We start from the raw sequence: 24,295 nt of genomic DNA on the forward strand, positions 1-24,295 counted from the left end.
TTCATGATCAAGGATTCGCTGCGGGCGCAGGTCATCGAGACCCCGTCGTGGGCGTACGGCAACTCGGGCACGCGGTTCAAGGTGTTCGCGCAGCGGGGGGTGCCGAGGGACCCGTTCGAGAAGCTCGCGGACGCCGCGCAGGTGCACGCGTTCACCGGGGTGGCGCCGCAGGTGGCGCTGCACATCCCGTGGGACCGGGTCGACGACTACGCCGCGCTGGCCGCGCACGCGTCGGGACTGGGCGTCCGGATCGGGGCGATCAACTCCAACGTGTTCCAGGACGACGACTACATGCTGGGCAGCGTGACCCACCCGGACGCGCGGGTGCGGGCCAAGGCCCTCGCGCACCTGCTGGACTGCGTGGACATCATGGACGCCACCGGCTCCGACACGCTGAAGCTGTGGTTCTCCGACGGGATCAACTACCCCGGCCAGGACGACATCCGCGCCCGCCAGGACCGGCTGGCCGAGGCGTTGCGGCGGGTGTACGAGCGGCTGGGCGAGAACCAGCGCTTCCTGCTGGAGTACAAGCTGTTCGAGCCCGCGTTCTACGCCACCGACGTGCCCGACTGGGGGACGGCGTACGCGCACTGCCTGAAGCTGGGTCCCAAGGCGCAGGTGGTGGTCGACACCGGCCACCACGCGCCGGGCACCAACATCGAGTTCATCGTGGCGTTCCTGCTGCGCGAGGGCAAGCTGGGCGGCTTCGACTTCAACTCCCGCTTCTACGCCGACGACGACCTGATGGCGGGGGCGGCCGACCCGTTCCAGCTGTTCCGCATCATGGTCGAGGTGATCGGCGGGGGCGGGTTCACCGAGGACGTCGCGTTCATGCTGGACCAGTGCCACAACATCGAGCCGAAGATCGCCGGGCAGATCCGGTCGGTGATGAACGTGCAGGAGGCCACCGCCAAGGCGCTGCTGGTCGACCGCGAGGCGCTCGCCGCCGCGCAGTCGGCCGGGGACGTGCTCGGGGCGAACGGGGTCGTCATGGACGCCTACAACACCGACGTGCGGCCCCTGCTGGCCGAGGTGCGCACCGAGCTGGGGCTGGACCCCGACCCGATGGCGGCGTACGCCAGGTCGGGCTACTTCGAGAAGATCGCCGCCGACCGGGTCGGCGGCGCCCAGGCGGGCTGGGGCGCCTGATGCCCGCGCTTCGTATCCGTGCGCGCATTACGCCCGCGTCCGATGTCCGCGCGTGCCCGACGCCCGCGTCCGATGCCCGCGCACGCCCGGCACTTGCGTCCGATGCCCGTGCGCACCCGACGCCTACGCCTGATGTCCGTGCGCGCCCGATGCCCTTCGCGACGCCGGGGTGCGAGAGGAGAACGCCATGACCGCCACGCTCGACCGGGTGACCGCCCCGCGTACGAAGGTGGGGCTCGTGGCCGGGGGGCTGGGAGCCTACTGGCCGCAGTTCCCCGACCTGCTGCCGCAGCTGCGGCGATCGTCGGAGCGCGTCTCCGAGCGGATGCGGGAGCTGGGCTGCGACGTCGTCGACGTGGGGTTCGTCTCCGACGCGCAGGAGGGAGCGGTCGCGGCGGAGCGGCTGCGCGAGGCCGGTTGCGACATCATCGTCGGCTTCCTCACCACGTACATGACCGCGACCATGCTGCTGCCGGTGGCGCAGCGCAGCGGGGCGCCGGTGCTGCTGATCAACCTGCAGCCGACCGAGTCCATGGACCACGCGAGCTTCGACACCGGCCAGTGGCTCGCCTACTGCGGTGCCTGCCCGCTGCCGGAGATGGCCAACACCTTCCTGCGGGCCGGGATCGCGTTCCGGTCGGTGTCGGGATATCTGGAGGACGAACGGGCCTGGGCCAGGATCGGCCGGTGGGTGCGGGCGGCCGGGGTACGCGCGGCACTGCGCCGGGGCAGGCACGGCCTGATGGGCCACCTGTACCCGGGCATGCTGGACGTGGCCACCGACCTCACCCTGGTGCCGGTGAACCTGGGCGGGCACGTCGAGGTCCTGGAGTTCGACGACCTGCGCGTACGGGTGGAGAAGGTCACCGACGCGCAGGTCAGGGAACGCGTCGGGCTGGCGCGGGAGGTCTTCGAGCTGGACGGCTCGGTCAAGGACGACGACTTCGCCTGGGCGGCGAGGGTGTCGGTCGGCCTCGACCGACTGGTGGACGACTTCGCCCTCGACAGCCTGGCCTACTACCACCGGGGCCTTGAGGGGGAGATCCACGAACGGCTGGGCGCCGGGATGATCCTGGGGGCGTCCCTGCTGACCGCCCGGGGTGTTCCCGCGGTGGGTGAGTACGAGCTGCGTACCTCGCTGGCCATGCTGGTCATGGACCGGCTGGGCGCGGGCGGGTCGTTCACCGAGCTGCAGGCGCTCGACTTCGCGCGCGGCCACGTGGAGATGGGGCACGACGGCCCGGCCCACCTGGCGATAGGCTCGCGGCGCCCGCTGCTGCGCGGGCTGGGCGTCTACCACGGCAAGCGCGGCTGGGGCGTGTCGGTCGAGTTCGACGTGGCGCACGGCCCGGTGACCGCGCTGGGCCTGCTGCAGCGGCGCGACGGGACGTTCGCGTTCGTGGTCTCCGAGGGGGCCACGGTGGAGGGACCGCTGCTGCGGATCGGCAACACCACCTCGCGGGTGGACTTCGGGTGCGACCCCGGGGAGTGGACCGACGCGTGGAGCGCGACCGGGATCTCCCACCACTGGGCCCTGGGCACCGGCCACCGGACCGCCGACCTGCGCGCGGTCGCCGACCTGATCGGCGTCGACGTCATCGAGGTCAGGCCGTAACGCGCGGCGTCAGGCTTCGGCACGCGGCGTCAGGCTTTCGGCACGCGGCACGCGGCACGCGGCGTCAGGCTTTTGGCGCGGCGCGCGGCGCGGGCGGCGCGCTGACAGCGTCCGCCGCCCGCGCCCGTGCTCGCACCTGTGTCCGTTCCGGAATGAGCATCCCCGGACTGAGTACTCCCGGACTGAGCACTCCCGACCCGCCCCGGCGCCCAGGCCGGCATGTCCGTTCCGGCCGATCGCGGTCGGCGGGAGGGCCTCAGCCCGCCGCCTCGGTCCCGGGTTCCCGGGCCGGAACGGGAGCCGGGGCCGAGGGGGCGCGCAGCGGGTCGAGGCGGCGGATCAGCTCGATCGCGGCCTCGATGATCCGCTCCGCCTCCGCCTCGCTGTCGCAGGTCGCCACCTCGCGGCCCGCCTCGCCGATGGTCGCCGTGAGGACGGCGGCCGTCAGGCGGTCGAGGGAGGTGCCGCCCGCGCCGAGCAGGACACCGTTCTGCCGTACCCACTCGCGGCCGCGCGTGCGGCGCAGCAGCTCGAACCCCGGGGGCCCGCCCCCGTCCATGAACAGCCGGGCCAGGTCCCGCCGCTCCCACGACCCCTCAAGGAAGGCGCGGGCGCCGGCGACGAACAGTTCCAGGGGGTCGTGGACGCCCGACTGGCGGGCCTTCGCGACCGCGGAGGCCGCGTTCTCCTCGTGCTCGGCCTGGTGCCTCTCCCACAGCGCGAGGAACAGCTCGGTCTTGCCGCCGAAGTGGTGGTAGAGGCTGCCGACACTCAGCCCGGCGCGCTCGACGACGTCGGCCACCCCGGCGTCGGTGAAACCGTGCTCGGTGAAGACCTCCCTGGCGGCCCTGAGCATGCTCGTACGGGTCTGCGCCGTACGGCTCCACTCCCAGGCGCCTGGCTTGCGTGTCATCTCGCCTCTTCGCTGTCCCCGGACGGAAGGGCTCCGGAAACCCCGTCCCGTCCGATGATGGTGCCGTGTTCAGGCGGGGCTGGGGATCCCGTTGCCGCGGAATCCGCGTCCGGCCAGCACCTCGTCGAGGGAGGGGACGGGCGCGGAGTCGCGCGGACCGGGCTGCGCGAGCTGGATCAGCACGCCGTGGGCCTCCTTGGGGTGCAGGAACACCTCGCGCCACCTCGGGTCGTCACGGTTGAGGCCGTGCAGGCGGTAGCCGCGATCGGTGAGCAGGGAGACCGCCAGGTCGATGTCGTCCACGTGGAAGTTGAGGTGGTGCACGCCGCCCCGGCCGCGCGTCAGCTCGAAGAAGCTGTCGAAGAAGGGGGAGCCGTCGAGCGGTTCCATCAGCTCGATCTTGTTGCCGCCGGGATAGGTGAGCTGCAGGGCCCGGTAGCCGCCGATCTGGTTGTCACCGCCGCTGCGGAAGGTCCCGCCCAGCAGGTCGTGGTAGATCGGCAGGAGATCCCTGATCCGCGGTGCCGCGACGGCGGTGTGGTCGAAGACGGCGCCGAGTCCCCGAAGTGCCCGGAGTTCCGGTGAGACGTCGTACACGTGGGCTCCTCGCGGTCGGGGCCGGAAGATCGGCCAATCCTAGAATCACATTCTAGAGGTCTCGCCCGGACCGCGCGTTACGGGGTGAGCACGCCGCCACAGGGCCAGATGTCCTCGTCGGTGGCGGGTTCGGCGTCTCGCGGCGGTGTTAGTGACACCGCGTCATATGTTCGCCCGAGAAATGTCACGGCGAGGTCATGACGTGGTCGCACTGCCCGGTGGGTCCGGCGGCTGCTGAGATCGACGTATGTCCTCCACACCGGTCATCGACGTTGAACGTCCGAACCTCGGCTACGGCGACTCCCATGCCGCGAAGGAGCGGACAAGCCGCGCGAGGACGGCTCCACCGTCGTTCTCACCACGCACTACCTGAAGAGGCGCGGCGGCCATGCGCGAGGGCTCCTTCCAGGCGAAGGGCGGCCTGTACAACCTCGTCCAGCCTGACGTCCTGAAACGCAACGGCCACGCACCAATGGCGGGCCCATGAGCCGACCGGCACCCTTGCCGGACGCCGCGCGCCGGACACCGCGCGCCGGACATCACGCGCCAGGTGCCACGCGCCGGACACCGCGTGCCGGGCCCGGTGACACCCATCGAGATCAGAGAGCAAGGAGTTCACCACCATGTCCACCGACCATGCCGACCACTCGCGGCAGCCGGCCCCGGCCGGCACCACTTCCCCGGCGCGCCCGGGCTGGCCCGAGATCGTGGTCGGCCTGCTCGCGATGGCGGCCACCATGGCCGTGATCCCGTTCTTCGGCCCGCTGGGGCTGGAGTCGAACGCGGTGGTGTACGGGCTGACCCTGGCCGCCTGGTCGGGCCTCGTCGGCCTCATCGGCTTCGCCGCGGCCGCGCTGATCCGCATCCGCTCCTGGGGCGCCTTCAGCGTGCGCCGCACCACCTGGCGCTGGATGGGCATCGGCGCTGCCGCGGGCGTGGTCGCGTTCCTGCTCAAGGGGGTGGTGAACTACGCCGTCATCGCCCTGACCGGGTTCGACGCCGATCCCCAAGGCTCGTACTACGACGCGGCCGGCGGCGGCGTGCTGCCCCTGATCCTGACCATCGCCTTCCTGTCCGTCCTCACCCCCATCGGCGAGGAGTTCCTCTTCCGCGGTGTCGTCGCCAACGCCCTGCTGCGCTACGGGCCCGTCGTCGGAGTCCTGTCCAGCTCGATCGTCTTCGCCCTCTTCCACGGCATCAACATCGCCATGACCACGGCGTTCGTGGTGGGCGTCATCGCCGCCGAGGTGATGCGCCGCAGCGGGTCGATCTGGCCCGCGGTGGCCGTCCACACCGTCAACAACATGGGCCTGCCGCTGTTCGTACTGATCACCGGATACGCCGGGCCAGGCTGATCGTCACGTCAAAGACCATGATCATGTGCCTTCGGCACCACTTCTCGTTCCGATGAAAGACAGGACCGATGACTCAGCAGCCTGAACAACCCTTCGTCGGCGGCGAGGCCGAGACGCCCGGCAAGGCCGATACGCCCGATACGCCCGAGACATCCGGCAAGGCCGATACGCCCGGCGAGGCGAAACGGCTCGGGGCCCCGACCCTGGCGGAGGATCTCCTGCTCCTCCTGTTCCAGCCGAACTCCGGCCTCCAGTCGGGCACCGGGACCATCGCGGGTGAGAACACGCTCTTCTACACCCTCGCGGGAGCGGTGCTCGCGGATCTCGGGCTCGGCGATCACGTGCGAACCGGTTCCGGCTGGGGCGGGACGACGCGGGTGGAGGTCGTCGAGGATCACCCGCCGTCGGATGACATCCTCCGCCTCACCTGGGACTACCTCTCCGAGAAACCCCGAGGCGTCCAGACGGTGCTCGCGGCGATCGGGCCGACGTTGCGTGGCCCGCTGCTCGACAGGCTCGTCGAACGCGGCGACATCCGCCGTTCGAGCCGCAAGACGCTCGGCCTGTTCAACACGAAGGTTCTTGAGGACGGCGGAAGCGGGCGCCGGTCCAGGCTCCTTGAGGACGTCCGCGACGTGCTCGTCGAGGGCGCGGAACCGCGGCCCCGTGTCGCCGCGCTCGCGGCACTGCTCTCGGGAAGCGGGACGCTTCCCCAGTTCCACCCCGGGATTCCCTGGACCTCCCCCGTGATCACCCGCGCCAAGGAGCTCGAACAGGGCAGCTGGGGAGCCGGAGCCGCCGCCGAAGCGGTCGCGCGCACCGTCACCGCGACCATCGTCAACAGTGTCATCGTCGCGGCGGCCGTGCTCCCCCAAAACTGAGGGGATCCGAACCCCCGGCCCCCCAGAGGCGGACGAAGATCCTCCGGATGTTTTCTCATCCTCGGTACGGCTCGCCTCCTGGCGTAATACGGCCATCCGATGCACCGTTTACCTCGGCCGCCACGGGTAGGCGGGGGGCCACACACATCGCGATGAGGAGAGCCCGCACATGACGAGCGAAGGACTGTGGAGCTATCGCGAAGGCGTTTACGGTCCCGACGAGACGATGAGCGTCATCGGCTTCGACGTGGAGGCCGTCGACGGCAAGGTCGGACTGGTGGAGGAGGAGAGCAATGTGACCGACGACAGCTACGTCGTGGCCGACATCGGTTCCTGGCTCTCCGGGAAGAAGGTCGTGCTCCCGGCCAGCACGGTGATCCGGATCGACCGGCAGGAACGCAAGATGTACATCGCGCGCACCAAACAGGAGATCCAGGACGCACCGGAGTACGACGCGGCGACGTACCGGCAGAGCGTCTACCGCCAGGAGCTGGGCGGCTACTACGGCACCTTCTCCGCCGCCCTCTGACCGGCACGTACGCGTAACAGAGCACGCAGCGACGTGACCGCGCAGTACCGGGGAAGGCCCGCCCGCCACCGGGCCCTCCCGTCCGGCGGTCACGTCGCCGACCGGTGGCGGGAGCGCGATCCGCGAACCACGGGGCGTCTCGGGACGGGGGCCGGAACGGCCCCTGTCCACGGAGAACGTCCATCGGGTCCGGTACGCGCCTCCCGGGACGGTCAGCACGACCAACACGGTCAGTACGACCGACGTGGCGAAGAAGGTCCGCGAACAGAGAGGCGTGGGGCGAGATGCCGACGATAGGCCTGGTGGGAACGCTGGACACCAAGGGGTGGGAGTACGCCTGGCTCCACGACCGGTTACTCGCCCTCGACTGCGACGTCGTCCTGGTCGACGCGGGCATCGGTGAGGCGCGGGTGCCCGCCGACGTCGGCAACGACCGGGTCGCGCTGGCGGCCGGGACCGACGTCGCGGTGCTGCGCGCGACCGGCGACCGGGGAGCGGCCGTCACGGCGATGGGGGAGGGCGCCGCGGCCGTCCTCGCCGAGCTGTACGCCCAGGGCCGTCTCGACGGCGTGCTCGCGGTGGGCGGCAGCGGCGGGTCCTCGATCGCGGCGCGGGCCGTCAGGGACCTGCCGATCGGGCTGCCCAAGCTCATCGTCTCGACCATGGCCTCCGGCGACGTGTCCCCCTACGTGGGAGCCAAGGACGTCACGCTGATGTACAGCGTCGTCGACCTCGCCGGGGTCAACCGCGTCTCCGTGCGAGTCCTCGGCAACGCCGCGGCGGCGATGGCCGGCATGGTGAGCATCCCGTCCCCGGTCGTCGAGGACGACCGCCCGCTCGTGGCCGCCTCGATGTTCGGCGTGACCACGCCCGCGGTCGACGCCGCCAAGGCGCGGCTGGACGAGCTCGGCTACGAGGTGCTGGTCTTCCACGCCACCGGATCCGGCGGGCGGGCCCTGGAGTCGCTGGCCCAGAGCGGCCTGCTCTCGGGCGTGCTCGACCTCACCACCACCGAACTCGCCGACGACCTGGTCGGCGGCGTCCTGTCGGCCGGCCCCGGCCGGCTGACCGCGGCCGGAGCGCGCGGCGTGCCCCAGGTGGTCGCCCCCGGCGCGCTGGACATGGTCAACTTCGGTCCCCGCGACACCGTCCCCGAGTCCTTCGGCGACCGCCTGCTGTACGTCCACAACCCGACCGTGACCCTGATGCGGACCACGGCGGAGGAGATGGGCGAGCTCGGCCGCCGGATGGCCGCCAAGCTGAGCGCGGCCAACGGCCCGACCGTGCTGTTCGTCCCGCGCCGGGGCGTCTCCGCCCTCGACGTCGAGGGCGCCCCCTTCCACGACCCCAAGGCCGACGAGTCCTGCTTCGACGCCCTGGACGAAGGGCTGCGAGGTTCGGCCGTCGAGGTCGAGGAGCTGGACCTGCACGTCAACGACCCCGCCTTCGGCCGTGCCATGGCCGATCGGCTGCATCTGATGATCACCGCGAGGGACGCGGCGTGACCCGGGCCGGCACCGGAGGTACCGGGTGAACCGCGAGGACGTCCTCGCCAGGCTGCGCCGTACCGTCGCCGAGGGCCGTCCGGTCGTCGGCGCGGGCGCCGGCACCGGGCTGTCCGCCAAGTGCGCCGAGGAGGGCGGCGTCGACCTGATCATCATCTACAACTCCGGCCGCTACCGGATGGCGGGCCGGGGCTCCCTCGCCGGGCTGCTGCCGTACGGCGACGCCAACCAGATCGTCGTGGAGATGGCCGCCGAGGTGCTGCCCGTGGTCGGGGACACCCCGGTGCTCGCCGGGGTGTGCGGCACCGACCCGTTCCGGCTGATGCCCAGGTTCCTCGACCAGCTCGCGGCCATGGGCTTCGCCGGGGTGCAGAACTTCCCGACCGTCGGCCTGTACGACGGGGTCTTCCGGCAGAACCTGGAGGAGACCGGGATGGGCTACGACCTGGAGGTCGAGATGGTCGGGCTGGCGCGCGAGCGCGACCTGGTCACCGCCCCCTACGTCTTCGACCCCGACCAGGCGCGGGCCATGGCCGAGGCGGGCGCCGACGTCCTCGTCCCGCACGTCGGCCTCACCACCAAGGGCAGCATCGGCGCCGGCACCGCGCTCTCCCTGGACGAGGCGGTCGAACGGGTCCAGGCGATGCGCGACGCCGCGGTGTCCGTCCGCCCCGACATCCTCGTCCTCTGCCACGGCGGCCCCATCGCCGAACCGGAGGACGCGGCCCACGTGCTGTCCCGTACGGAGGGCGTGGTGGGCTTCTTCGGCGCGTCGTCGGTCGAACGCCTGCCGACGGAACGCGCCATCACCGGACAGGTGCGCGCCTTCAAGTCGCTGACGTTTTAACCGCGGAGGTCCGGAGGCCGCGCTGAATGCCACCGGACGCGGGACCAGGTGGTCAGAGGTTGTAGCCGCCGGAGACCTCGATGTCCTGGGCGGTTATCCAGCGGGATTCCTCGGCCAGCAGCGTGGCGATCACCATGCCGATGTCGTCGGGTTCGCCGAGTCGTCCGAGGGCGGTCTTGGCCGCGATCCGGGGGATCACCTCCGGGTGGCGTTCGAACGCGTTGTCGGCGATGCGGGTGCGGGTGGAACCGGGGGAGACGGAGTTGACGCGTATGCCGCGCGCGCTGAACTCCTTGGCCAGATAGCGGGTCAGCACGACCAGGCCGCCCTTCATGGTGCCGTAGGCGGAGTAACCGGGCTCCATGCCGGAGAACGTGGCCGCGCTGCTCGCGGTGTTGACGATCGCGCCGCCGTCGGCCAGCAGCGGCAGCAGGGTCTGGGTCAGGAAGTACGGGCCCTTGAGCAGCACCCGCATGAGCGTGTCGAACGTCTCCTCGGTCGTGTCCTCGAACATCGCCATGTGGCCGAAGCCGGCGTTGTTGACCAGGAAGTCGAACGTGTCCCGCCGCCAGGTGTCGCGCAGCGCCCCGGCGACGGACTCGCGGAAGGCCGGGAACGTCTCCGAGCGGCCGACGGCCAGCGGCAGCGCGACGGCCGTGCCGCCCTCCTTCTCGATCGTCGCCACCGTGTCCAGCGCTCCGGACTCGTTGCCGTTGTAGGTCAGGATCACTCCCGTTCCGCGCCTGGCGATCTGGACGGCGGCGCTCTGGCCGATACCGGAGCTGGCACCGGTGACGATGGCTACCCGCATGATTGGACTCTCCTGTTCGTTCGTGGACCGGCACCGGCTCGGCGGTGCCGGCTTTCGTGTGTTCGAGCCGTCGGGCTCAAGACCCGTGACGTGTTCGAGCCGTCGGGCTCGGGGCCCGTGATGTGTTCAGGTCACCACGGGTTCAGGACCCGGGTGAGCCAGTCGTTATGGTGATCTCCCTGCGGTCGACGGCGCGGCCGTCGAGGAGGGTGTCGATCGGCGTCGACGGGTATCGGCGCAGCTGGGCGAGCACCTCGGGGTTGAGCTCGGACATGAGAGGCATCTCCGCGAGGAGAGCGCGCAGCCCGGGGTCGAGGTCGGGGCGTGCCGGTGTCACGGCGAGGTCCTTTGCCATGGTGGGGTCCTGTCGCTGGAGGTCGCTGGAGGTCGCTGGAGGTCGCTGGAGGTCGCTGGAGGCGGCTGGGGGGGCGGTTGGAGGTCGGCTGTGACCCGCTGGGGTTCAGCGAGGTTCGCTGAGTTCGCCGGGGTTCAGTGAGGCTGATCGGGTTTGGCCGTGGCTGGACGGGGCTGGCCGGGGTTGATCGGTGCTGGCCGGGGGTTTCGGAAAGCGGCCTTGCCGCCGACCGGCACCTCGTCGGTGTACCGGGACTCGCCGGCGAGCAGCGGCTGCAGCTTCGCGACCAGCGCCTGAGCCTCCTCGGTCGCGAAGAACCTGCCGTGGGCCTCCTCGCTGGCCCAGCCCTCGGTGACGGAGACGGTGTCCGGGGCGCCGGTCGAGCGGCTGACCAGGAAGACGACGCAGTCCTCGTTCGACAGGGAAGGCGCGTCGAGCAGGAACGCGACCAGCTCGTCACCCCTGCCGGGCCGCGCGGTCATGGTGGCGTGGAAACCGTGGTCGACGACCATGGGGGTATCTCCTCGTTCGTGGAGCACTCTTGCGCTCCTGGGATTTCGATAAGCCCATGTAATCATCGTGACCAGCGGAAACGTTAGAACGATGCTCTTGATCTCTTGCCTGATCCTATCGCTGTGGGAATTATCAGGCCTGTGGTTCAATCGGTTCATGGACCTCGATGAGCTGCGTTCCCTGCTCGCTCGCCACGCCCGGCCCGACATGACCACCGACATCGACGGCGTCCTGGTCTCGAAGGTCGAGGAGCCGGATCCGCCGTCGCCGTCGATGTCGGGCACGGTGCTGGCACTCATCGCGCAGGGCGCGAAACGGATCGCGCTGGGCGACCGCGTGTACGAGTACCGTGCCGGGCAGTATCTCGTCGCCTCGGTCGACATGCCGATCACCGGCCACTTCACCGAGGCGAGCCCCGAGCGTCCGGCGATGGGCTTCGGCCTGATCCTGCACCCGGCCACCGTCGCCGAGCTGTTGCTGCAGGCGGCTCCCGGAGACCTCCCGCCCGGTGGCGGCACGCCGTCCGGCATGGCCGTCAGCGACGCGCCCGACGCGCTCGTCGACGCGGTGATCCGGCTGCTGCGCCTGCTCGACCGGCCACGCGACGTCGCGGTGCTCGCGCCGCTGATCAAGCGGGAGATCCTCTGGCGGCTCGTCACCGGCGAGCAGGGCGCCGTCGTACGCCAGCTCGGCCTCGCCGACAGCAACCTCACCCACGTCGCGCGGGCGGTCCGGTGGATCCGCGACCATTACACGCAGTCCTTCCGGGTGGAGGACGTGGCGCAGCTGTCCGGCATGAGCGTGTCCGCCTTCTACCGCAACTTCCAGGCGGTCACCGCGATGAGCCCCATCCAGTTCCAGAAGCAGATCCGGCTGCAGGAGGCCCGGCTGCTGCTCGCCACGCATCCCCACGACGTCACCGGGGTCGGCTGCCGCGTCGGCTACGACAGCCCGTCACAGTTCAGCCGCGAGTACCGCCGCCAGTTCGGCGCGCCGCCGAGCGAGGACGCCGCCCGCCTGCGCGGGTCGGCGCCGCGCACCGCCCCGGCCCTGGTGTAGCCGCGCCGGTGCGAGGAGCCGTTCCGGGAGCCGGACCTGACCGTGCGAGGAGCCTTTCCGGGAGCCTGACCTGACCGGGGGGCGAGGTGGACGGCGGCCGCCCGCGCGGGCCCCGCTGAACCTGCCCGTATCCAGGTGCGTAGCTGGGGGTGTCAGAGGCGTGAACGTCCGTCAGGAGGCCCCGTTGGCCGGTCCCATCGATCGCAGCCGAGCGCACACCGCCGCGCACAGCCCGTCGTACTTCTCGCTCATGCGGGCCGCGCCGGAGCAACCGGCGGAGGGGGAGGAGCTGGTCGACTTCTGCATCCCCTGCAATCCGTACTTCCCGACGCCCGAGGTCTTCGGCGTCCTGGAGCAGAACCTCAGCACGATCCTGAAGTTCTACCCCAGCGACGCGGACACGATCACCGCCGAGCTCTGCGGGGTGCTGGGCCTGAACCCGCAGACCGTGGTGATGGGCAACGGGTCGACGGAGCTGATCACCTGGATCGACCACCTGCTGGTCAGGGAGAGCCTGGCCGTCCCGATCCCCACGTTCGGCCGCTGGACCGACCAGCCGATGGAGACCGGCAAGCGCGTGGACATGTATCCGCTGCCGGAGAACCAGGGGTTCGCGCTGGACGTGGACGCGTACGTCAACTTCGTCCGGCACCGCGGCTCCCGGGTGGCGGTCATCTGCAACCCGAACAACCCCGACGGGGGCTACCTGCGCCGCCACGAGGTCATCGCCCTGCTCGACCGGCTCGTGGACCTCGACCTGGTCGTGGTGGACGAGTCGTTCATCGACTTCGTCGACGCCGAGCCGTACCCGAGCGTCGCGAACGAGGCCGCCATCCGGCCCAACGTGGTGGTGCTGAAGAGCCTCGGCAAGAACTTCGGGCTGCACGGCATCCGCTTCGGCTACATGGTGGCCAACCCCGCGCTGGCGGCCAGGGTGCGGCGCGCCCTGCCCAAGTGGAACCTGAACTCCTTCGCCGAGACCGTGGTCTTCATGATCCGCCAGTACATGTCCGAGTATCTGGACAGCCTCCGGCTGCTCGCCCTGGACCGCGAGTCGATGCGCTACCAGCTGACCCGGGTCCCCGGCCTCACCGTCTTCCCCTCCCAGGGCAACTTCCTGCTGGTACGGCTCCCCGGGGGCAGGGACGGCGCCGCCCTGCGCGACCAGCTGCTCGACGAGCACAACCTGTTCGTCCGCGAGTGCGGCAACAAGCTGGGCATGACCAGCCAGTTCATGCGCCTGGTGGTCCGGCCGGAGCGGGACGTGCGGCGCCTGATCAGCGGGCTGTACGCCGTCCTCTACGAGAGCGGGAACAGGTCGCTGAGCTCCGTACCCCCACCCCTGCCGACACCCACGCCCCTGTACGACCCGCTGCCCGCGTCCCTCTCGACGCCCCTGCAGACACAGACCCTCCTGGCGCAGACGCCCCTGACGCAGACGCCCCTGTACGAGGGCGACCGCCGCTTCGACATGCTGTCGGCCCTGCCGCCCTCCATCTGAGGCGCCCGCGCCCCGCCGGTTCAGCCGCGCCGTGGTGGGCGGGGCAGGAAACCGCTGGTCCTGGCCGGGTAGTCGGCGTACTCGGGGCCGCGATGGCGCGCCATCCGCCGTTCCAGCAGGGCCTTTCCGCTCTTGTTGACCAGCATGTGGGTCATCAGGAGCGGGGAGACGACCGTCAGCGGCGCCGCCCAGTGGGAGCAGGCGACGAGGAACAGGCCCCACCAGACGACGGCGTCGCCGAAGTAGTTGGGATGCCGGGTCCAGGCCCACAGCCCGCGGTCCATGACCCCGCCCCGGTTGGCCGGGTCCGCCTTGAACCGGGAGAGCTGGTGGTCGCCGACCGCCTCGAACAGGAAGCCGAGGGCCCACACGGCGACGCCGATCCAGGTGACGATCCCGAGCGGCGCGGTCTCGTACATGGCGACCTGCACGGGCAGCGACACCACCCACATGATCGACCCCTGCGGCCAGTAGACGTTCCTGATCACGTACGGCACCACGGGGCCGGTGTTCCTGCGCATCAGCGCGGTGTAGCGGGGGTCCTCGCCCTTGCCGCTGTTGCGCCGGTGGATGTAGGCGCCCAGCCGTATCCCCCAGATCGCGGTGAGCGCCAGCACGATGATCCGCCGGGCGTCGAGGCCCTCGCCGAGGAGCTGGGAGGTCACGAAGCTGACCGCCGCCACGACGACGAAGCCCGGGCCCCAGACGGTGTCGACGAAGCCCTGGTTCCTGGTGCGCAGCGCGTAGGCCATCGTGGCGAGCATGGTGAGCAGCACGGCGACCGCCGTGACCAGCAGGTTGATCAGCAGGCCTGTCAACGGTTCGTCTCCTCTGCGAGGTCCAGGAAGCCGTCCTGGGCGTTGGCGTAGCGGTGGGCGGGGCCCTCGCGGCTGCGTTCGAGGAGCTCGGCGGGCCTCGCGGGAGTCAGGCCGCCACCCCCTTCCGGTGAGACGGCCGCTTCCGGGGAGACGGCCGCCTCCGGGGTGAGGACGGTGCCCCACTCCACGAAGTCGGCGGAGCGCGGGCCGCCGCCCGCGTCCCGGATCTCCCGGACCACGTGGTCGGCGGGGCCGAGGCCGTTCTCGTCGACGACCCGGTTGCGGTTGTCGACCACCATGCGGGCGCCCAGCCCGGCCAGGCGCAGGGCGAACGCCCGTTCCCAGACCCCGCCCGCCTCCCGTGATCACGATGACCTGCCCGTCGAGCGATCCCACGCGCCGCTCCTCCCGTCGTCAAGTAACTCTCTTAAATGTAGTGAGAGGGTTCGGGAGCGGCAATACCGTCTTTAAGTAGTTTTTCCATGCGGACCTGGAGGAACGGTTCCGGGTGCGTTGACGGCATACTCTCCTTGTTGTAGTAAGAAACGGACAGCAGATGGATCTCAGCGAGGAGGCGGGCCATGCCGGACGCGGTATGGATCCTGGGCGGCTACCAGAGTGACTTCGCCCGCAACTGGTCGCGGGCCGGCCAGGGGTTCGCCGAGCTCACCGGGGAGGTCGTGCGCGGCACCCTCGACGACGCCGGTCTCGCCCCCTCCGACGTGGACGTCATCCACGTCGGCAACGCCTTCGGCCAGCTCTTCACCGGACAGGGCCAGCTGGGCGGCATGCCCGCCACCGTCGAGCCCGGACTGTGGGAGATCCCCGCGGCCAGGCACGAGGCGGCCTGCGCCTCCGGCGGCGTCGCCGCGCTGGCCGCCATGGCCGACATCGAGTCCGGACGCTACGACTGCGCCCTGGTCCTCGGCCTGGAGCTGGAGCGCACCGTGCCCGGTGACCTCGCCGCCGGACACCTCGGCGCCGCCGCCTGGGTGGGCCACGAGGGACAGGACGCGAAGTTCGTGTGGCCCCACATGTTCAGCGCCCTCGCCGACGAGTACGACCGGCGCTACGGCCTCGACGACGCCCACCTGCGGGCCGTCGCCGAGCTCAACTTCCGCAACGCCAGGGCCAACCCCAACGCGCAGACGCGCGGGTGGACGTTCACCGACGCCAGCTTCACCGCCGACGACGAGGCCAACCCGGTGGTGGAGGGCAGGCTGCGGCGTACGGACTGCAGCCAGATCACCGACGGCGGCGCCGGGGTGGTGCTGGTCGGGGAGCGCTTCCTGTCGAGCCACCCCGGACTCGCGCGCGAGGGCCGCCTCGCCCGGGTGCTCGGCTGGGGGCACCGGACCGTCGGGCTCCCGCTGGCGATGAAGCTGGAGCGCAGCCGCGACGAGCCGTACACGCTGCCGCACGTGCGCAACGCGGTGCTCGACGCGTTCTCCCGCGCGGGCGTCGGTGGCGTCGACGACCTCGACGGCATCGAGACGCACGACTGCTTCACCATGTCGCAGTACGCCGCGATCGACCACTTCGGCATCACCGGACCCGGTGAGAGCTGGAAGGCCATCGAGAACGGCGACCTGGAGATCGGCGGGCGCATCCCCGTCAACCCGAGCGGCGGTCTCATCGGCGGCGGCCACCCGGTCGGCGCCACCGGGGTCCGGATGCTCCTCGACGCCGCCCGCCAGGTCACCGGCCGGGCCGGTGCCTACCAGGTCGAGGGGGCGCGCCGGTTCGGCACGCTCAACATCGGCGGCAGTACGACCACGACCGTCGGTTTCGTCGTCGGGGCCGAGTAGACCCGGGCGGGCGATCCGGTGAAGCGAACCGGAGCGAAGGGCCGGGCGAAGCGGGCCGGGTGAGATGAACCGGGCCGAGCGGTCCGGACGAGGCGAGAGCCGGGCCGAGCGGGTCAGGCGAAGTGAACCGGGCGAAGCGGGCCGGGTGAAGTCAGCGGGCATTCCCCGCGCGGTCCGGTCACACGAGGGCCCGCGCGGTCCAGTCACACGAGGAGAAGACCAATGGACGTCGAAGTCGTCGGGCGCGTGCTGTCGACCCTGCCCCAGGACGACGACCACCCGTACCGGACGGGTCCGTGGCGGCCGCAGACCACCGAGTGGCGCGCCGAGGACCTTCAGGTCGTCGAGGGGGAGATCCCCGCCGACCTCGACGGGGTCTACCTGCGCAACACCGAGAACCCGGTGCACCCCGCGCTGGAGCGCTACCACCCCTTCGACGGCGACGGGATGGTCCACGTCGTCGGGTTCCGCGACGGCAAGGCCTTCTACCGCAACCGCTTCATCCGCACCGACGGGCTGCTCGCCGAGCGGGAGGCGGGCGGGCCGCTCTGGGCCGGGATCGCCGAGCGGCCCGACAACTCCCCGCGCCAGGACGGCTGGGGAGCCAGGGGCCGGATGAAGGACGCCTCCAGCACCGACGTCGTCGTGCACGCGGGCGTCGCGCTCACCAGCTTCTACCAGTGCGGCGACCTCTACCGGCTCGACCCGCTCACCCTGGAGACGCTCGGCAAGGCCGAGTGGGGCGGGGCCTTCCCCCACGACCTGGGGGTCTCTGCGCACACGAAGGTCGACCCGCACACCGGGGAACTGCTCTTCTTCAACTACGGCACCGCCGAGCCGTACATGCACTACGGCGTGGTCGGGGCCGACGACCGGCTCAGCCACTACGTGGAGGTGCCGCTCCCCGGGCCGCGCCTGCCGCACGACATGGCCTTCACCGAGAACTACGCCATCCTCAACGACTGTCCCATGTTCTGGGAGCCCGACCTGCTGGCCAGGGGGCGGTACGCGGCCAGGTTCCATCCCGAGCTGCCGACCCGGCTGGCCGTCGTGCCCCGGCGCGGAGGCCCCCGGCCGATCCAGTGGTTCGAGGCCGACTCCACCTACGTGCTGCACTGGGTCAACGCGTACGAGGAGGGCGACGAGATCGTCCTGGACGGCTTCTTCCAGGGCGACCCCGAGCCCAAGGACACCGGTGAGGGCGGCGCCTACCAGCGGATGTTCCGCTTCCTCGCGCTCGACCGCATGCAGACCCGGCTGCACCGCTGGCGGCTGAACCTGGTCACCGGGCGGTGCCGGGAGGAACGGCTGACCGACTCCATCACCGAGTTCGGCGTGCTCAACAACGCCTACGGCGGGCGCCGGCACCGCTACGCCTACGCGGCCACCGGGCTGGAGGGGTGGTTCCTGTTCGACGGGCTGGTCCGCCACGACCTGCTCACCGGCAACGAGGAGCGCTTCGGCCTGCCCGCCGGGGTGTACGGCAGCGAGCCCGCGATGGCCCCGCGTGTGGGATCCACCGCCGAGGACGACGGTTACCTTGTTACGCTGACCACCGACATGAACGAAGATCGTTCCGAGTGCCTGATCTTCGACGCGGCCAGGGTGGCCGACGGTCCGCTGGCCAGGCTGAGGCTTCCCGAGCGCGTCTCCAGCGGCACGCACGCCACCTGGGCGGCGGGCGACTCGATCCCCGGCTGGCGTGACGCCGAGTCACCGGCCCACGCCCTGAGGCTGTGACCGGCATGAACCGGCCCGTGAAGGCGGGAACCGGCGTCGCCGGTCTCTCCGGTACGGTCGCCGGTTCCTCCGGTATGGACGCCTCCGGTCGCGTGACCGCGAGGGCCGACGCCCCCGCCGGTCGCGACGGGCCCGAGCTCGCCGGTCCCGCCGCGGCGGGACCGGTGGTCGCCGGTGGCGCCGTGACACGGGCGAAGGCCGCCGTCCCCGGTCCCGGAACCCCGGGAGCGGACGCGGCGGCGAAGGGCACCCGGGACCGTGGCCTACAGGAGACGCGCGTGCTCGTGCACCCCATGGACCGTCCCACGCAGCTTCCCCCGGGGCATACCAACGCCGTCGGCCTCACCCTGGGGCTGATCGGCGACGAGTGGAACCTGCTGATCCTGCGCTACGCGCTGCTCGGGGTTCGCCGCTACGGGGAGTGGCGGCAGGAGCTGCCCATCTCGCACGCGGTACTGACCCGGAGGCTGGCTTTCCTCACCGAGATGGGCGTCTTCGAGCGGGTCGAATACCAGAGCAGGGCCAAACGGTTCGAGTACCGGCTGACCAAGCGGGGACGGGACCTGTGGCCGATGCTGCTGTCGGTGTGGGCGTGGGAGTCGCGCTGGGTGCCCGAGCACCAGGAGTCGCTGCCCAGGATGGTCCACCGGCGCTGCGGCCGGGAGTTCCTGCCCATCCTCACCTGCGCCACCTGCTCGCGTTCCGTACGGCCCCGCGACGTCGTCGGCGGTTTCGGGCCGAGCGGCACCTGGGAACGCTCGGTGCCCGCCGCCACGACCCGGCGCCGCTCCGGTTCCACCGCCGACGGCGGCGCGGGCATGTTCCCCGAGACGATGGCACTGGTCGGCAACCGCTGGTCGGCGGCGATCCTGGGAGCCGCCTTCCAGGGACTGCACCGCTTCCGCGACTTCGAGCAGCGCCTGGGCGCCCCGCCCACCATCATCGCCGACCGGCTCCGGGTCTTCTGCGAGCTCGGCGTCTTCGAGCAGGTGCCCAGCGCCGAACGGCAGGACTGGCTCAGCTACCACCTCACGGAGAAGGGGCGCGCCTTCTTCCCCGTGACGATGACCGGTATCGACTGGGGACAGCGGTGGTTCCGGGCGGCCGAGGGACCCGCCCTGGTCTACACGCACCGGGCGTGCGGGCGTGACTTCCAGATCCAGCTGACGTGCGACGCCTGCGCGGCACCGCTGCGCGGGCACGAGATCGTGGTGCAACGCCCGGCATGAGAAGACTCGACGGCACGAGGCCGGCCTCGACGCCCGGCCTCGGCGCTTGGCCCGCAGGAAAGGCCGGGGGGTGACGCCTGACCTTCGAGAGGCCGGGCGGCGGTGCTCGGCCGGTGTGAGAAGGCCGGGCGGTGACTCGGCCCGTGTGAGAAGGCCGGGCGTCACCGTCCGGCTCGCGTGGAAGGCCGGGCTGCGACGCCCGGTCCGGAAGAGAGAAGGACGACCATGCCCCCGCCCCCACTCCCGTCGCCGACCTCCTGCGCCTGTCCGCGAGCCGCGCGCCCGACGCCGTCACCGGTGACGGCCGCGCCGCCACGTACGGGGAACTCGCCGAGCGTTCCGACCGGGTGGCCGACGCCCTGATCGCCGCGGGCCTCGAACCCGGCGACCGCGTGGGATACGTCGACCGCAACGCCACCGAGTACTTCGAGCTGCTCTTCGGCGCGGCCAAGGCGGGCGCTGTGCTGGTCCCGCTCAACTTCAGGCTGGCGCCGGACGAGATGCGCTGGATCCTCGCCGACGCCGCCGTGTCGCTGGTGGTCGTCGGCCCCGAGCACGCAGAGGTCCCGGCGGGAGAGGGTGTGCCGGTGATCGTGGCCGGTCCCGCCTACGAGGAGTGGCTGGCCGGGGCGCGGCCCAGGGACCCCGAGCGCGACGCCACCGTGGACGAGCTGATCGTGCTCATGTACTCCTCCGGCACGACGGGACGGCCCAAGGGCGTCAACATCACCGCCTCGGGGCTGGCCTCGGGGGTCGCGCTGTTCGGCTCCTGCTTCGACCTGGGCGGCGAGACCGGCGGGGCCGGTGGGGCGGTCAGCATGGCGCCGATCCCGTAGCTACCTCTACCTGAACGACCGGATCAAGGACATGATCGTCAGCGGCGGGGAGAACGTCTACCCGGCCGAGGTGGAGAGCGCCCTGGCCGGGCACCTCGCGGTGCTGGAGACCGCGGTGATCGGCGTCCCCTCCGAGCGCTGGGGCGAGACGCCCCTCGCGGTCGTGGTGCCCCGCCCCGGCCAGGAGGCCACCGAGGAGGAACTGCTCGCCTGGACCCGCGAGCGGCTCGCCCACTACAAGTGCCCCACCGCCGTCTCCTTCGTGGACGCGCTACCCCGAAACCCCTCGGGCAAGGTCCTCAAGCGCGAGCTGCGCCGCCCCTGGTGGGAGGGGAGCGACCGCCAGATCGGCTGACCCCGGGCCTTGCCGAGGCCGTGGTCTCCTCAAAACAGGCCGCACTCCAAAAATGCAATCGACTCTATATTTGGAGTGTGGTTAAACTTCCGGCCATGACCGAGGGGCTGCGAGAGCGGAAGAAACGACAGACGCGGCAGCGCGTCTCCCAGGTGGCCGTCGGCCTGTTCGTGGAGCGGGGCTTCGAGCACGTCACGATCGCCGAGGTCGCCGCCGCGGCCGAGGTGTCGGTGAACACCGTCTACAACTACTTCCAGGCCAAGGAGGACCTCGTCCTGCCGCCGGACGAGGCGTCCCCGCAGCGGCTCGCCGACATCGTGCGGCACCGCCCGCCCGGTGAGTCCGCCGCGCGGGCGGTGCTGGCCCATCTGCGCGACGAGGCGCACCGTCGCGACCGCCGGCTGGGGCTGACCGACGGGTTCGGCCGCGTCTTCGAGATGATGCGAGCCGCCCCCACGCTCACCGCCCGGCTGGAGGACCTCGGCCGGCAGATGACCGACGCGCTCGCCGCCGTGCTCGCCGAGGAGACCGGAGCCGCCCCGGACGACCCGGTGCCCCGCGTGGTGGCCTGGCAGCTCGGCTGCTTCCACTCGATGGTCTTCGCCGAGATCGGCAGGCGCACCACGGCGGGGGAGCACCCCGACGCGATCGCCGCGGCCGTGCTGGACCTCCTGGACAGCGTCGAGGGGCTGCTCGGCGAGCGCGTTCTCACCTACGCCACGAGATCACGAGACGAGGACCGGCCATGTTCAGGGTGATGATCCGCGGCACGTTCGACGGGCCGGGCGACACCGGCCGCGCCGCCGTCCTCGCGGCGGGCGGCCTGGGGTTCACCGAGGCGGGGACCTTCACCCACGACCAGAGCCTCTCGGCGTTCACCTTCCGCTGCCAGGTGCCCGCGGGCCCGGACGACGGCGAGGACGAGGCCACCCTGGGGGCCCTCGCGGCGCTGGACGCGTACGGCCACCCGTACCGGATCCTCCACGTCGCGGTGACGGACATGCGCCACATCAAGATCCGCCGGAAGGGCCGGCAACCGGGCGGCTGAACCGTCCGGCTCCGCCCTCGGGTGCGGGCGGAGCCGGTTCCCGCGCGGTCAGGAGGCGGGTGGTGGCGCGCTGCCGTTGTAGAACGGGTTCTCGGTCAGTCGTTCGGGCGTGACGAACAGCCGGATCACCCCGGCCTTCACCTGCCAGGCGTTCCAGACGGTCCAGTCACGTCCGACCCGGTCGGCGGGGAGCGGCTCGAAGGACAGCCCGCCCGTCTTCGCGTCGATCCGGACGAGGCTGAACACCGTGGACAGGTCGCGTTTCCGCGCCTCGGCCAGGATCCCGGCCACCGGGCGGCCCTCTCTCAGCCGGACCCCGGCGAACATCTCGCCGGGAGCCATGGCCAGGTCGAAGCACGCACGGGCGGTTCCCATGGCAGGACGCCTCCTCGGTGATGGGGATCGGGGACACCCCCTCATGTCCGAGGCTCCAGGATCATTTCATCCGGATCCAGGAAAAACACCTGCGCGTCATCACGTGAGGGGAGACGCTGTTCCCCGAAGAGCCCGAAGAGCCCGAAGACCCCGAAGACCCCGAAGAGCCGCTGCCGTGCGGGTCGAGCCCGACGATCATGGCATCGGCCGGTCATGCGGCGGCCTGACCACCAAGACACGCGCGCTGGCCGACGGCAGGGGCCGCCCGCTCGTGGTGCTCGTCAGCCCTGGTCGGGCCGGGGACCCTCCCACGTAGGTCCTTCGGTCGCTAGAGTCGAAGCCGTTGCGGAATCCCGTCCGCCTGGGGAATCGAGGAGCACTGATGGCTACAACGATGACCGGAGCTTCCGTTCGCCCCTCGGTGACCGCGGTCGCAGGCTTGTGACGCCGCGCGTGTAGCGGCGAAGCCGGCACACATCCCGGTCGCCGGGGCGAGGTGACACGTGTCACCGGCCCTTGGCGCCGTCTGGCGTCTCCGTTCGCCTTTCCGGGAGTTCTGCCGTGTCCGCTCGTCGTTCCTCACTGCTCCGTGTACGTGTCCTGGCCGAACGCCTGATCGCTGCCCCGTTCGGCAGGGGATCTCAACGGCCCAGGTCGGCTCCGCCCGCTCCTAACTCCGCCGATCAGACCGTCGACCGGAATGTCCGCCTGCTGAGCTGGTTCAACTTCTTCGGCGACTTCCGCATGTACGGGCCGATCATGGTCATCTACTTCGCGCAGGTCACCGGCTCGTACACCGCTGCCGCCAGCCTCCTGGCGGTGAAGATGCTGTCTTCGGCGGCGTTCGAGGTCCCTACCGGGATGCTCTCCGACCGCCTCGGCCGACGCGGCACGATGATCGCCGGTGCCGTCGTCATGGTGGCCGCCCATCTCGGGTACGCCGGGGCTCCGGGCTACGGTCTCCTCCTGGCGGCTGTCGTGCTGGAGGGATTGGCGACCTCGCTGTGGAGCGGCAACAACGAGTCCCTGCTCTACGACACGTTGCTCGAAGCCGGCCGGGAGGAGGAGTTCCCCCGGCACTCGGGCCGGGTGAACTCGATGTTCCAGATCGCGCTCGCACTGGCGGCGGCCATAGGGGGCGTGGTCGCCGGCGCGTGGTCGCTTCGTGTGGTGGTCGTGCTGTCGGTCGTGCCGCAGGTGCTGTGCGTGCTCGTCGCCTTGCGGGTCCGGGAACCGCGGGTGCACGACCCGCTGGAATCGAACGTGCTGGCGCATCTCGGGTCGGCCCTGCGCGGCATCCGCGGTAATCCGGTGCTCCGCCGGATGACTCTGGTGTCGGCGCTTCGCTACAGCGGCGAAAGCGCGGCCCAGTTGTCGCCTGTTTTCGTGGCAGGGCTGTGGCCGCTCTGGGCGCTGGGCCTGTGGCGCACCTTCGGCCATGGCGTGGCCTTCGTCGGCTTCCGCGTCAGTGGCTGGGTGATCGGCCGGGTGGGCGCGGCCCGCACCTTGCTGTTCGGTGAGCTGTTCGACAACGTGGCGAACCTCGTGGCGCTGGTCAAGCCGACGGTGTTCTCGCCCGTGCTGCTCGGATCACCGGCCTACGGCATGTCGACGATCGCCCAGCAGACGTTGCTGCAGCGCGAGTTCACCGACCGGGAACGCGCGACGATGGGTTCGCTCGCGTCGCTCCTCGGCAGCGTGCTCTACGCGCTCGTCGCCCTGGGAGCCGGCCTGGTGGCAGACCGCTGGGGCATCGTTCCGGCGTTGCTCGCGATCCAGGCGGTGGTGCTGGTCGCACTTCCGCTCGCCCGCTCGGAGGCGTCCCGCCTGACGAGCAGGTGAACACCGAGGAGCGGAAGTGGTTCTTCGAGGGCCACGGCACGGTAGACGTCGACGCCCGCCTCCCGGCGCACTACCGATGCTCCCGGCCGGTGCGGGACCTCGCGGGGTTCGCCGGTTGCCGGGAACCGCTCCTTTTCGTTTGGGGCCCTTTTCCATCGCCTGGACGAAGACATCGAGGACCCGAGTGGCCGGGCACTGTTCCGGCTGTTGACAGGTGCCCGGACAGCAATCAAAGTATGCGTTTGTACCTCTCAATGCAGCAGTTGCAAGCGGCGCTCGGCGGCGCGGCCGGGTGGAAGAACCGGCCACGCTCGTGGACCGGGAAAAATTCAAGTCGCATGGAGGTAAAGATTGGCCGGCATTCGAAGTAGAGCGCACGACCGGCGGCGGGGAGTGGCCGGAAGACTCAACGGACGGCGTGGAAGAATCACCGCGTTCACGGTGCTCACGGCCCTGATCTCAAGTTTAGGCGTGACCGTAACGCCGGGCGTCGCGCATGCCGACGGACCCGGTCCGCGGATTTCCTGCCCGACCGACCCCACTATCGTTTGGCGGCTGGCGTTCTACGGCCGCACCCCCTATTTGGCGGGGTACCGATACACCGCGGTTTCCAC

The 24,295-nt window shown here is 70.9% G+C and carries 25 protein-coding genes; 17 read left to right on the forward strand and 8 right to left on the reverse strand.

The genetic code is table 11. The features are described 5' to 3' along the window. Positions 1-3: 3 nt before the first annotated feature. Together rhaI and ACSC1Q_RS26610 are read left to right on the forward strand one after the other, a co-directional pair. Entirely contained in the window at positions 4-1,149 is a 1,146-nt protein-coding gene (rhaI, locus tag ACSC1Q_RS26605; RefSeq protein WP_436761405.1) for an L-rhamnose isomerase, read from the forward strand. A 187-nt stretch (positions 1,150-1,336) separates the two neighbouring features. Then, entirely contained in the window at positions 1,337-2,764 is a 1,428-nt protein-coding gene (locus ACSC1Q_RS26610; protein WP_436761406.1) for an arabinose isomerase, read from the forward strand. 256 nt (positions 2,765-3,020) lie between these two features. Here ACSC1Q_RS26610 and ACSC1Q_RS26615 read toward each other — a convergent pair whose 3' ends face one another. Together ACSC1Q_RS26615 and ACSC1Q_RS26620 are read right to left on the reverse strand one after the other, a co-directional pair. Then, the gene (locus tag ACSC1Q_RS26615) at positions 3,021-3,677 is read right to left on the reverse strand and encodes a TetR/AcrR family transcriptional regulator (protein ID WP_436761407.1); all 657 of its coding nucleotides are present in this window, start codon (positions 3,675-3,677) and stop codon (positions 3,021-3,023) included. Between the two features lie 69 nt (positions 3,678-3,746). Further along, positions 3,747-4,274, reverse strand: a complete 528-nt coding sequence (locus ACSC1Q_RS26620) for a VOC family protein (protein ID WP_436761408.1) — start codon at positions 4,272-4,274, stop codon at positions 3,747-3,749. Positions 4,275-4,897: 623 nt separating this feature from the next. On the opposite strand from ACSC1Q_RS26620, the gene ACSC1Q_RS26625 reads away from it, so the two are divergent. The 5 genes from ACSC1Q_RS26625 to ACSC1Q_RS26645 all read left to right on the forward strand — a co-directional run bounded on the left by ACSC1Q_RS26625 (position 4,898) and on the right by ACSC1Q_RS26645 (position 9,391). Then, positions 4,898-5,629, forward strand: coding sequence for a CPBP family intramembrane glutamic endopeptidase (locus ACSC1Q_RS26625; protein ID WP_436761409.1), 732 nt, complete (start codon positions 4,898-4,900; stop codon positions 5,627-5,629). Positions 5,630-5,697: 68 nt separating this feature from the next. Next, a complete protein-coding gene (locus tag ACSC1Q_RS26630; protein WP_436761410.1) occupies positions 5,698-6,510 on the forward strand; it encodes a GOLPH3/VPS74 family protein in 813 nt (270 codons plus the stop codon). A 169-nt stretch (positions 6,511-6,679) separates the two neighbouring features. Continuing rightward, positions 6,680-7,039: a PRC-barrel domain containing protein gene (locus ACSC1Q_RS26635; protein WP_350971680.1), complete on the forward strand. Its 360-nt coding sequence runs from the start codon at positions 6,680-6,682 to the stop codon at positions 7,037-7,039. Positions 7,040-7,323: 284 nt separating this feature from the next. Beyond that, the gene (locus ACSC1Q_RS26640; RefSeq protein ID WP_436761411.1) at positions 7,324-8,544 is read left to right on the forward strand and encodes a Tm-1-like ATP-binding domain-containing protein; all 1,221 of its coding nucleotides are present in this window, start codon (positions 7,324-7,326) and stop codon (positions 8,542-8,544) included. Between the two features lie 25 nt (positions 8,545-8,569). Then, complete coding sequence (locus ACSC1Q_RS26645; protein WP_436761412.1) at positions 8,570-9,391, forward strand: phosphoenolpyruvate hydrolase family protein; 822 nt, start codon at positions 8,570-8,572, stop codon at positions 9,389-9,391. A gap of 52 nt (positions 9,392-9,443) precedes the next feature. Here the strand turns inward: ACSC1Q_RS26645 and ACSC1Q_RS26650 are convergent, their stop codons facing one another. From ACSC1Q_RS26650 to ACSC1Q_RS26660, 3 genes are all read right to left on the reverse strand, one after another. Further along, positions 9,444-10,202, reverse strand: a complete 759-nt coding sequence (locus ACSC1Q_RS26650) for an SDR family NAD(P)-dependent oxidoreductase (protein WP_436761413.1) — start codon at positions 10,200-10,202, stop codon at positions 9,444-9,446. A gap of 142 nt (positions 10,203-10,344) precedes the next feature. Then, the gene (locus tag ACSC1Q_RS26655) at positions 10,345-10,557 is read right to left on the reverse strand and encodes a hypothetical protein (RefSeq protein ID WP_436761414.1); all 213 of its coding nucleotides are present in this window, start codon (positions 10,555-10,557) and stop codon (positions 10,345-10,347) included. 134 nt (positions 10,558-10,691) lie between these two features. After that, positions 10,692-11,069 (reverse strand): putative quinol monooxygenase, encoded by a 378-nt coding sequence (locus ACSC1Q_RS26660; RefSeq protein WP_436761415.1) that lies wholly within the window; start codon positions 11,067-11,069, stop codon positions 10,692-10,694. Positions 11,070-11,226: 157 nt separating this feature from the next. Between ACSC1Q_RS26660 and ACSC1Q_RS26665 the strand changes: the two genes are divergently transcribed. Both ACSC1Q_RS26665 and ACSC1Q_RS26670 read left to right on the forward strand, forming a co-directional pair. Then, complete coding sequence (locus ACSC1Q_RS26665; protein ID WP_436761416.1) at positions 11,227-12,129, forward strand: AraC family transcriptional regulator; 903 nt, start codon at positions 11,227-11,229, stop codon at positions 12,127-12,129. Between the two features lie 184 nt (positions 12,130-12,313). Beyond that, entirely contained in the window at positions 12,314-13,630 is a 1,317-nt protein-coding gene (locus ACSC1Q_RS26670) for a pyridoxal phosphate-dependent aminotransferase (RefSeq protein WP_436761417.1), read from the forward strand. A gap of 20 nt (positions 13,631-13,650) precedes the next feature. Here ACSC1Q_RS26670 and ACSC1Q_RS26675 read toward each other — a convergent pair whose 3' ends face one another. Continuing rightward, positions 13,651-14,448: a DUF1295 domain-containing protein gene (locus ACSC1Q_RS26675; RefSeq protein ID WP_436761418.1), complete on the reverse strand. Its 798-nt coding sequence runs from the start codon at positions 14,446-14,448 to the stop codon at positions 13,651-13,653. Further along, positions 14,445-14,747, reverse strand: coding sequence for a hypothetical protein (locus ACSC1Q_RS26680; RefSeq protein WP_436761419.1), 303 nt, complete (start codon positions 14,745-14,747; stop codon positions 14,445-14,447). The genes ACSC1Q_RS26675 and ACSC1Q_RS26680 overlap by 4 nt, the downstream gene beginning before the upstream one ends. A gap of 282 nt (positions 14,748-15,029) precedes the next feature. Between ACSC1Q_RS26680 and ACSC1Q_RS26685 the strand changes: the two genes are divergently transcribed. The 7 genes from ACSC1Q_RS26685 to ACSC1Q_RS26715 all read left to right on the forward strand — a co-directional run bounded on the left by ACSC1Q_RS26685 (position 15,030) and on the right by ACSC1Q_RS26715 (position 21,464). After that, positions 15,030-16,256 carry an acetyl-CoA acetyltransferase gene (locus ACSC1Q_RS26685; RefSeq protein ID WP_436761420.1) on the forward strand — a complete coding sequence of 409 codons (1,227 nt, stop codon included), beginning with the start codon at positions 15,030-15,032 and terminating at the stop codon, positions 16,254-16,256. Positions 16,257-16,478: 222 nt separating this feature from the next. Then, positions 16,479-17,996 carry a carotenoid oxygenase family protein gene (locus ACSC1Q_RS26690; RefSeq protein ID WP_436761421.1) on the forward strand — a complete coding sequence of 506 codons (1,518 nt, stop codon included), beginning with the start codon at positions 16,479-16,481 and terminating at the stop codon, positions 17,994-17,996. Positions 17,997-18,001: 5 nt separating this feature from the next. Continuing rightward, complete coding sequence (locus ACSC1Q_RS26695) at positions 18,002-19,225, forward strand: winged helix-turn-helix transcriptional regulator (RefSeq protein ID WP_436761422.1); 1,224 nt, start codon at positions 18,002-18,004, stop codon at positions 19,223-19,225. 263 nt (positions 19,226-19,488) lie between these two features. After that, a complete protein-coding gene (locus ACSC1Q_RS26700; protein WP_436761580.1) occupies positions 19,489-20,061 on the forward strand; it encodes an AMP-binding protein in 573 nt (190 codons plus the stop codon). Positions 20,062-20,092: 31 nt separating this feature from the next. After that, positions 20,093-20,416, forward strand: coding sequence for an AMP-binding enzyme (locus tag ACSC1Q_RS26705; protein ID WP_436761423.1), 324 nt, complete (start codon positions 20,093-20,095; stop codon positions 20,414-20,416). 95 nt (positions 20,417-20,511) lie between these two features. After that, entirely contained in the window at positions 20,512-21,174 is a 663-nt protein-coding gene (locus ACSC1Q_RS26710; RefSeq protein ID WP_436761424.1) for a TetR/AcrR family transcriptional regulator, read from the forward strand. Further along, positions 21,162-21,464, forward strand: a complete 303-nt coding sequence (locus tag ACSC1Q_RS26715; protein WP_436761425.1) for a DUF6204 family protein — start codon at positions 21,162-21,164, stop codon at positions 21,462-21,464. Before ACSC1Q_RS26710 ends, ACSC1Q_RS26715 begins: the two co-directional genes overlap by 13 nt. Positions 21,465-21,512: 48 nt before the next feature. Here ACSC1Q_RS26715 and ACSC1Q_RS26720 read toward each other — a convergent pair whose 3' ends face one another. After that, positions 21,513-21,839, reverse strand: coding sequence for a hypothetical protein (locus tag ACSC1Q_RS26720; protein ID WP_436761426.1), 327 nt, complete (start codon positions 21,837-21,839; stop codon positions 21,513-21,515). Positions 21,840-22,400: 561 nt separating this feature from the next. Here ACSC1Q_RS26720 and ACSC1Q_RS26725 point away from each other — a divergent pair. Then, on the forward strand, positions 22,401-23,681 hold the full coding sequence (locus tag ACSC1Q_RS26725) for an MFS transporter (protein WP_436761427.1): 1,281 nt from the start codon (positions 22,401-22,403) through the stop codon (positions 23,679-23,681). Positions 23,682-24,295 lie beyond the last annotated feature (614 nt).

This window comes from Streptosporangium heterodermiicola (assembly GCF_051390675.1).
In the GTDB taxonomy this organism is placed as follows: Bacteria; Actinomycetota; Actinomycetes; order Streptosporangiales; family Streptosporangiaceae; genus Streptosporangium.

What these genes read in the sequence shown, in the direction of transcription:
- ACSC1Q_RS26695 (WP_436761422.1), top strand. Translation starts at nt 18,002, where the DNA reads ATGAACCGGCCCGTGAAGGCGGGAACCGGCGTCGCCGGTCTCTCCGGT.
- ACSC1Q_RS26685 (WP_436761420.1), top strand. Translation starts at nt 15,030, where the DNA reads ATGCCGGACGCGGTATGGATCCTGGGCGGCTACCAGAGTGACTTCGCC.
- ACSC1Q_RS26635 (WP_350971680.1), top strand. Translation starts at nt 6,680, where the DNA reads ATGACGAGCGAAGGACTGTGGAGCTATCGCGAAGGCGTTTACGGTCCC.
- ACSC1Q_RS26655 (WP_436761414.1), bottom strand. Translation starts at nt 10,557, where the DNA reads ATGGCAAAGGACCTCGCCGTGACACCGGCACGCCCCGACCTCGACCCC.
- ACSC1Q_RS26665 (WP_436761416.1), top strand. Translation starts at nt 11,227, where the DNA reads ATGGACCTCGATGAGCTGCGTTCCCTGCTCGCTCGCCACGCCCGGCCC.
- ACSC1Q_RS26690 (WP_436761421.1), top strand. Translation starts at nt 16,479, where the DNA reads ATGGACGTCGAAGTCGTCGGGCGCGTGCTGTCGACCCTGCCCCAGGAC.
- ACSC1Q_RS26625 (WP_436761409.1), top strand. Translation starts at nt 4,898, where the DNA reads ATGTCCACCGACCATGCCGACCACTCGCGGCAGCCGGCCCCGGCCGGC.
- ACSC1Q_RS26720 (WP_436761426.1), bottom strand. Translation starts at nt 21,839, where the DNA reads ATGGGAACCGCCCGTGCGTGCTTCGACCTGGCCATGGCTCCCGGCGAG.
- ACSC1Q_RS26650 (WP_436761413.1), bottom strand. Translation starts at nt 10,202, where the DNA reads ATGCGGGTAGCCATCGTCACCGGTGCCAGCTCCGGTATCGGCCAGAGC.
- ACSC1Q_RS26710 (WP_436761424.1), top strand. Translation starts at nt 20,512, where the DNA reads ATGACCGAGGGGCTGCGAGAGCGGAAGAAACGACAGACGCGGCAGCGC.
- ACSC1Q_RS26680 (WP_436761419.1), bottom strand. Translation starts at nt 14,747, where the DNA reads ATGGTGGTCGACAACCGCAACCGGGTCGTCGACGAGAACGGCCTCGGC.
- ACSC1Q_RS26640 (WP_436761411.1), top strand. Translation starts at nt 7,324, where the DNA reads ATGCCGACGATAGGCCTGGTGGGAACGCTGGACACCAAGGGGTGGGAG.
- rhaI (WP_436761405.1), top strand. Translation starts at nt 4, where the DNA reads ATGATCAAGGATTCGCTGCGGGCGCAGGTCATCGAGACCCCGTCGTGG.
- ACSC1Q_RS26715 (WP_436761425.1), top strand. Translation starts at nt 21,162, where the DNA reads ATGTTCAGGGTGATGATCCGCGGCACGTTCGACGGGCCGGGCGACACC.
- ACSC1Q_RS26610 (WP_436761406.1), top strand. Translation starts at nt 1,337, where the DNA reads ATGACCGCCACGCTCGACCGGGTGACCGCCCCGCGTACGAAGGTGGGG.
- ACSC1Q_RS26615 (WP_436761407.1), bottom strand. Translation starts at nt 3,677, where the DNA reads ATGACACGCAAGCCAGGCGCCTGGGAGTGGAGCCGTACGGCGCAGACC.
- ACSC1Q_RS26630 (WP_436761410.1), top strand. Translation starts at nt 5,698, where the DNA reads ATGACTCAGCAGCCTGAACAACCCTTCGTCGGCGGCGAGGCCGAGACG.
- ACSC1Q_RS26660 (WP_436761415.1), bottom strand. Translation starts at nt 11,069, where the DNA reads ATGGTCGTCGACCACGGTTTCCACGCCACCATGACCGCGCGGCCCGGC.
- ACSC1Q_RS26705 (WP_436761423.1), top strand. Translation starts at nt 20,093, where the DNA reads ATGATCGTCAGCGGCGGGGAGAACGTCTACCCGGCCGAGGTGGAGAGC.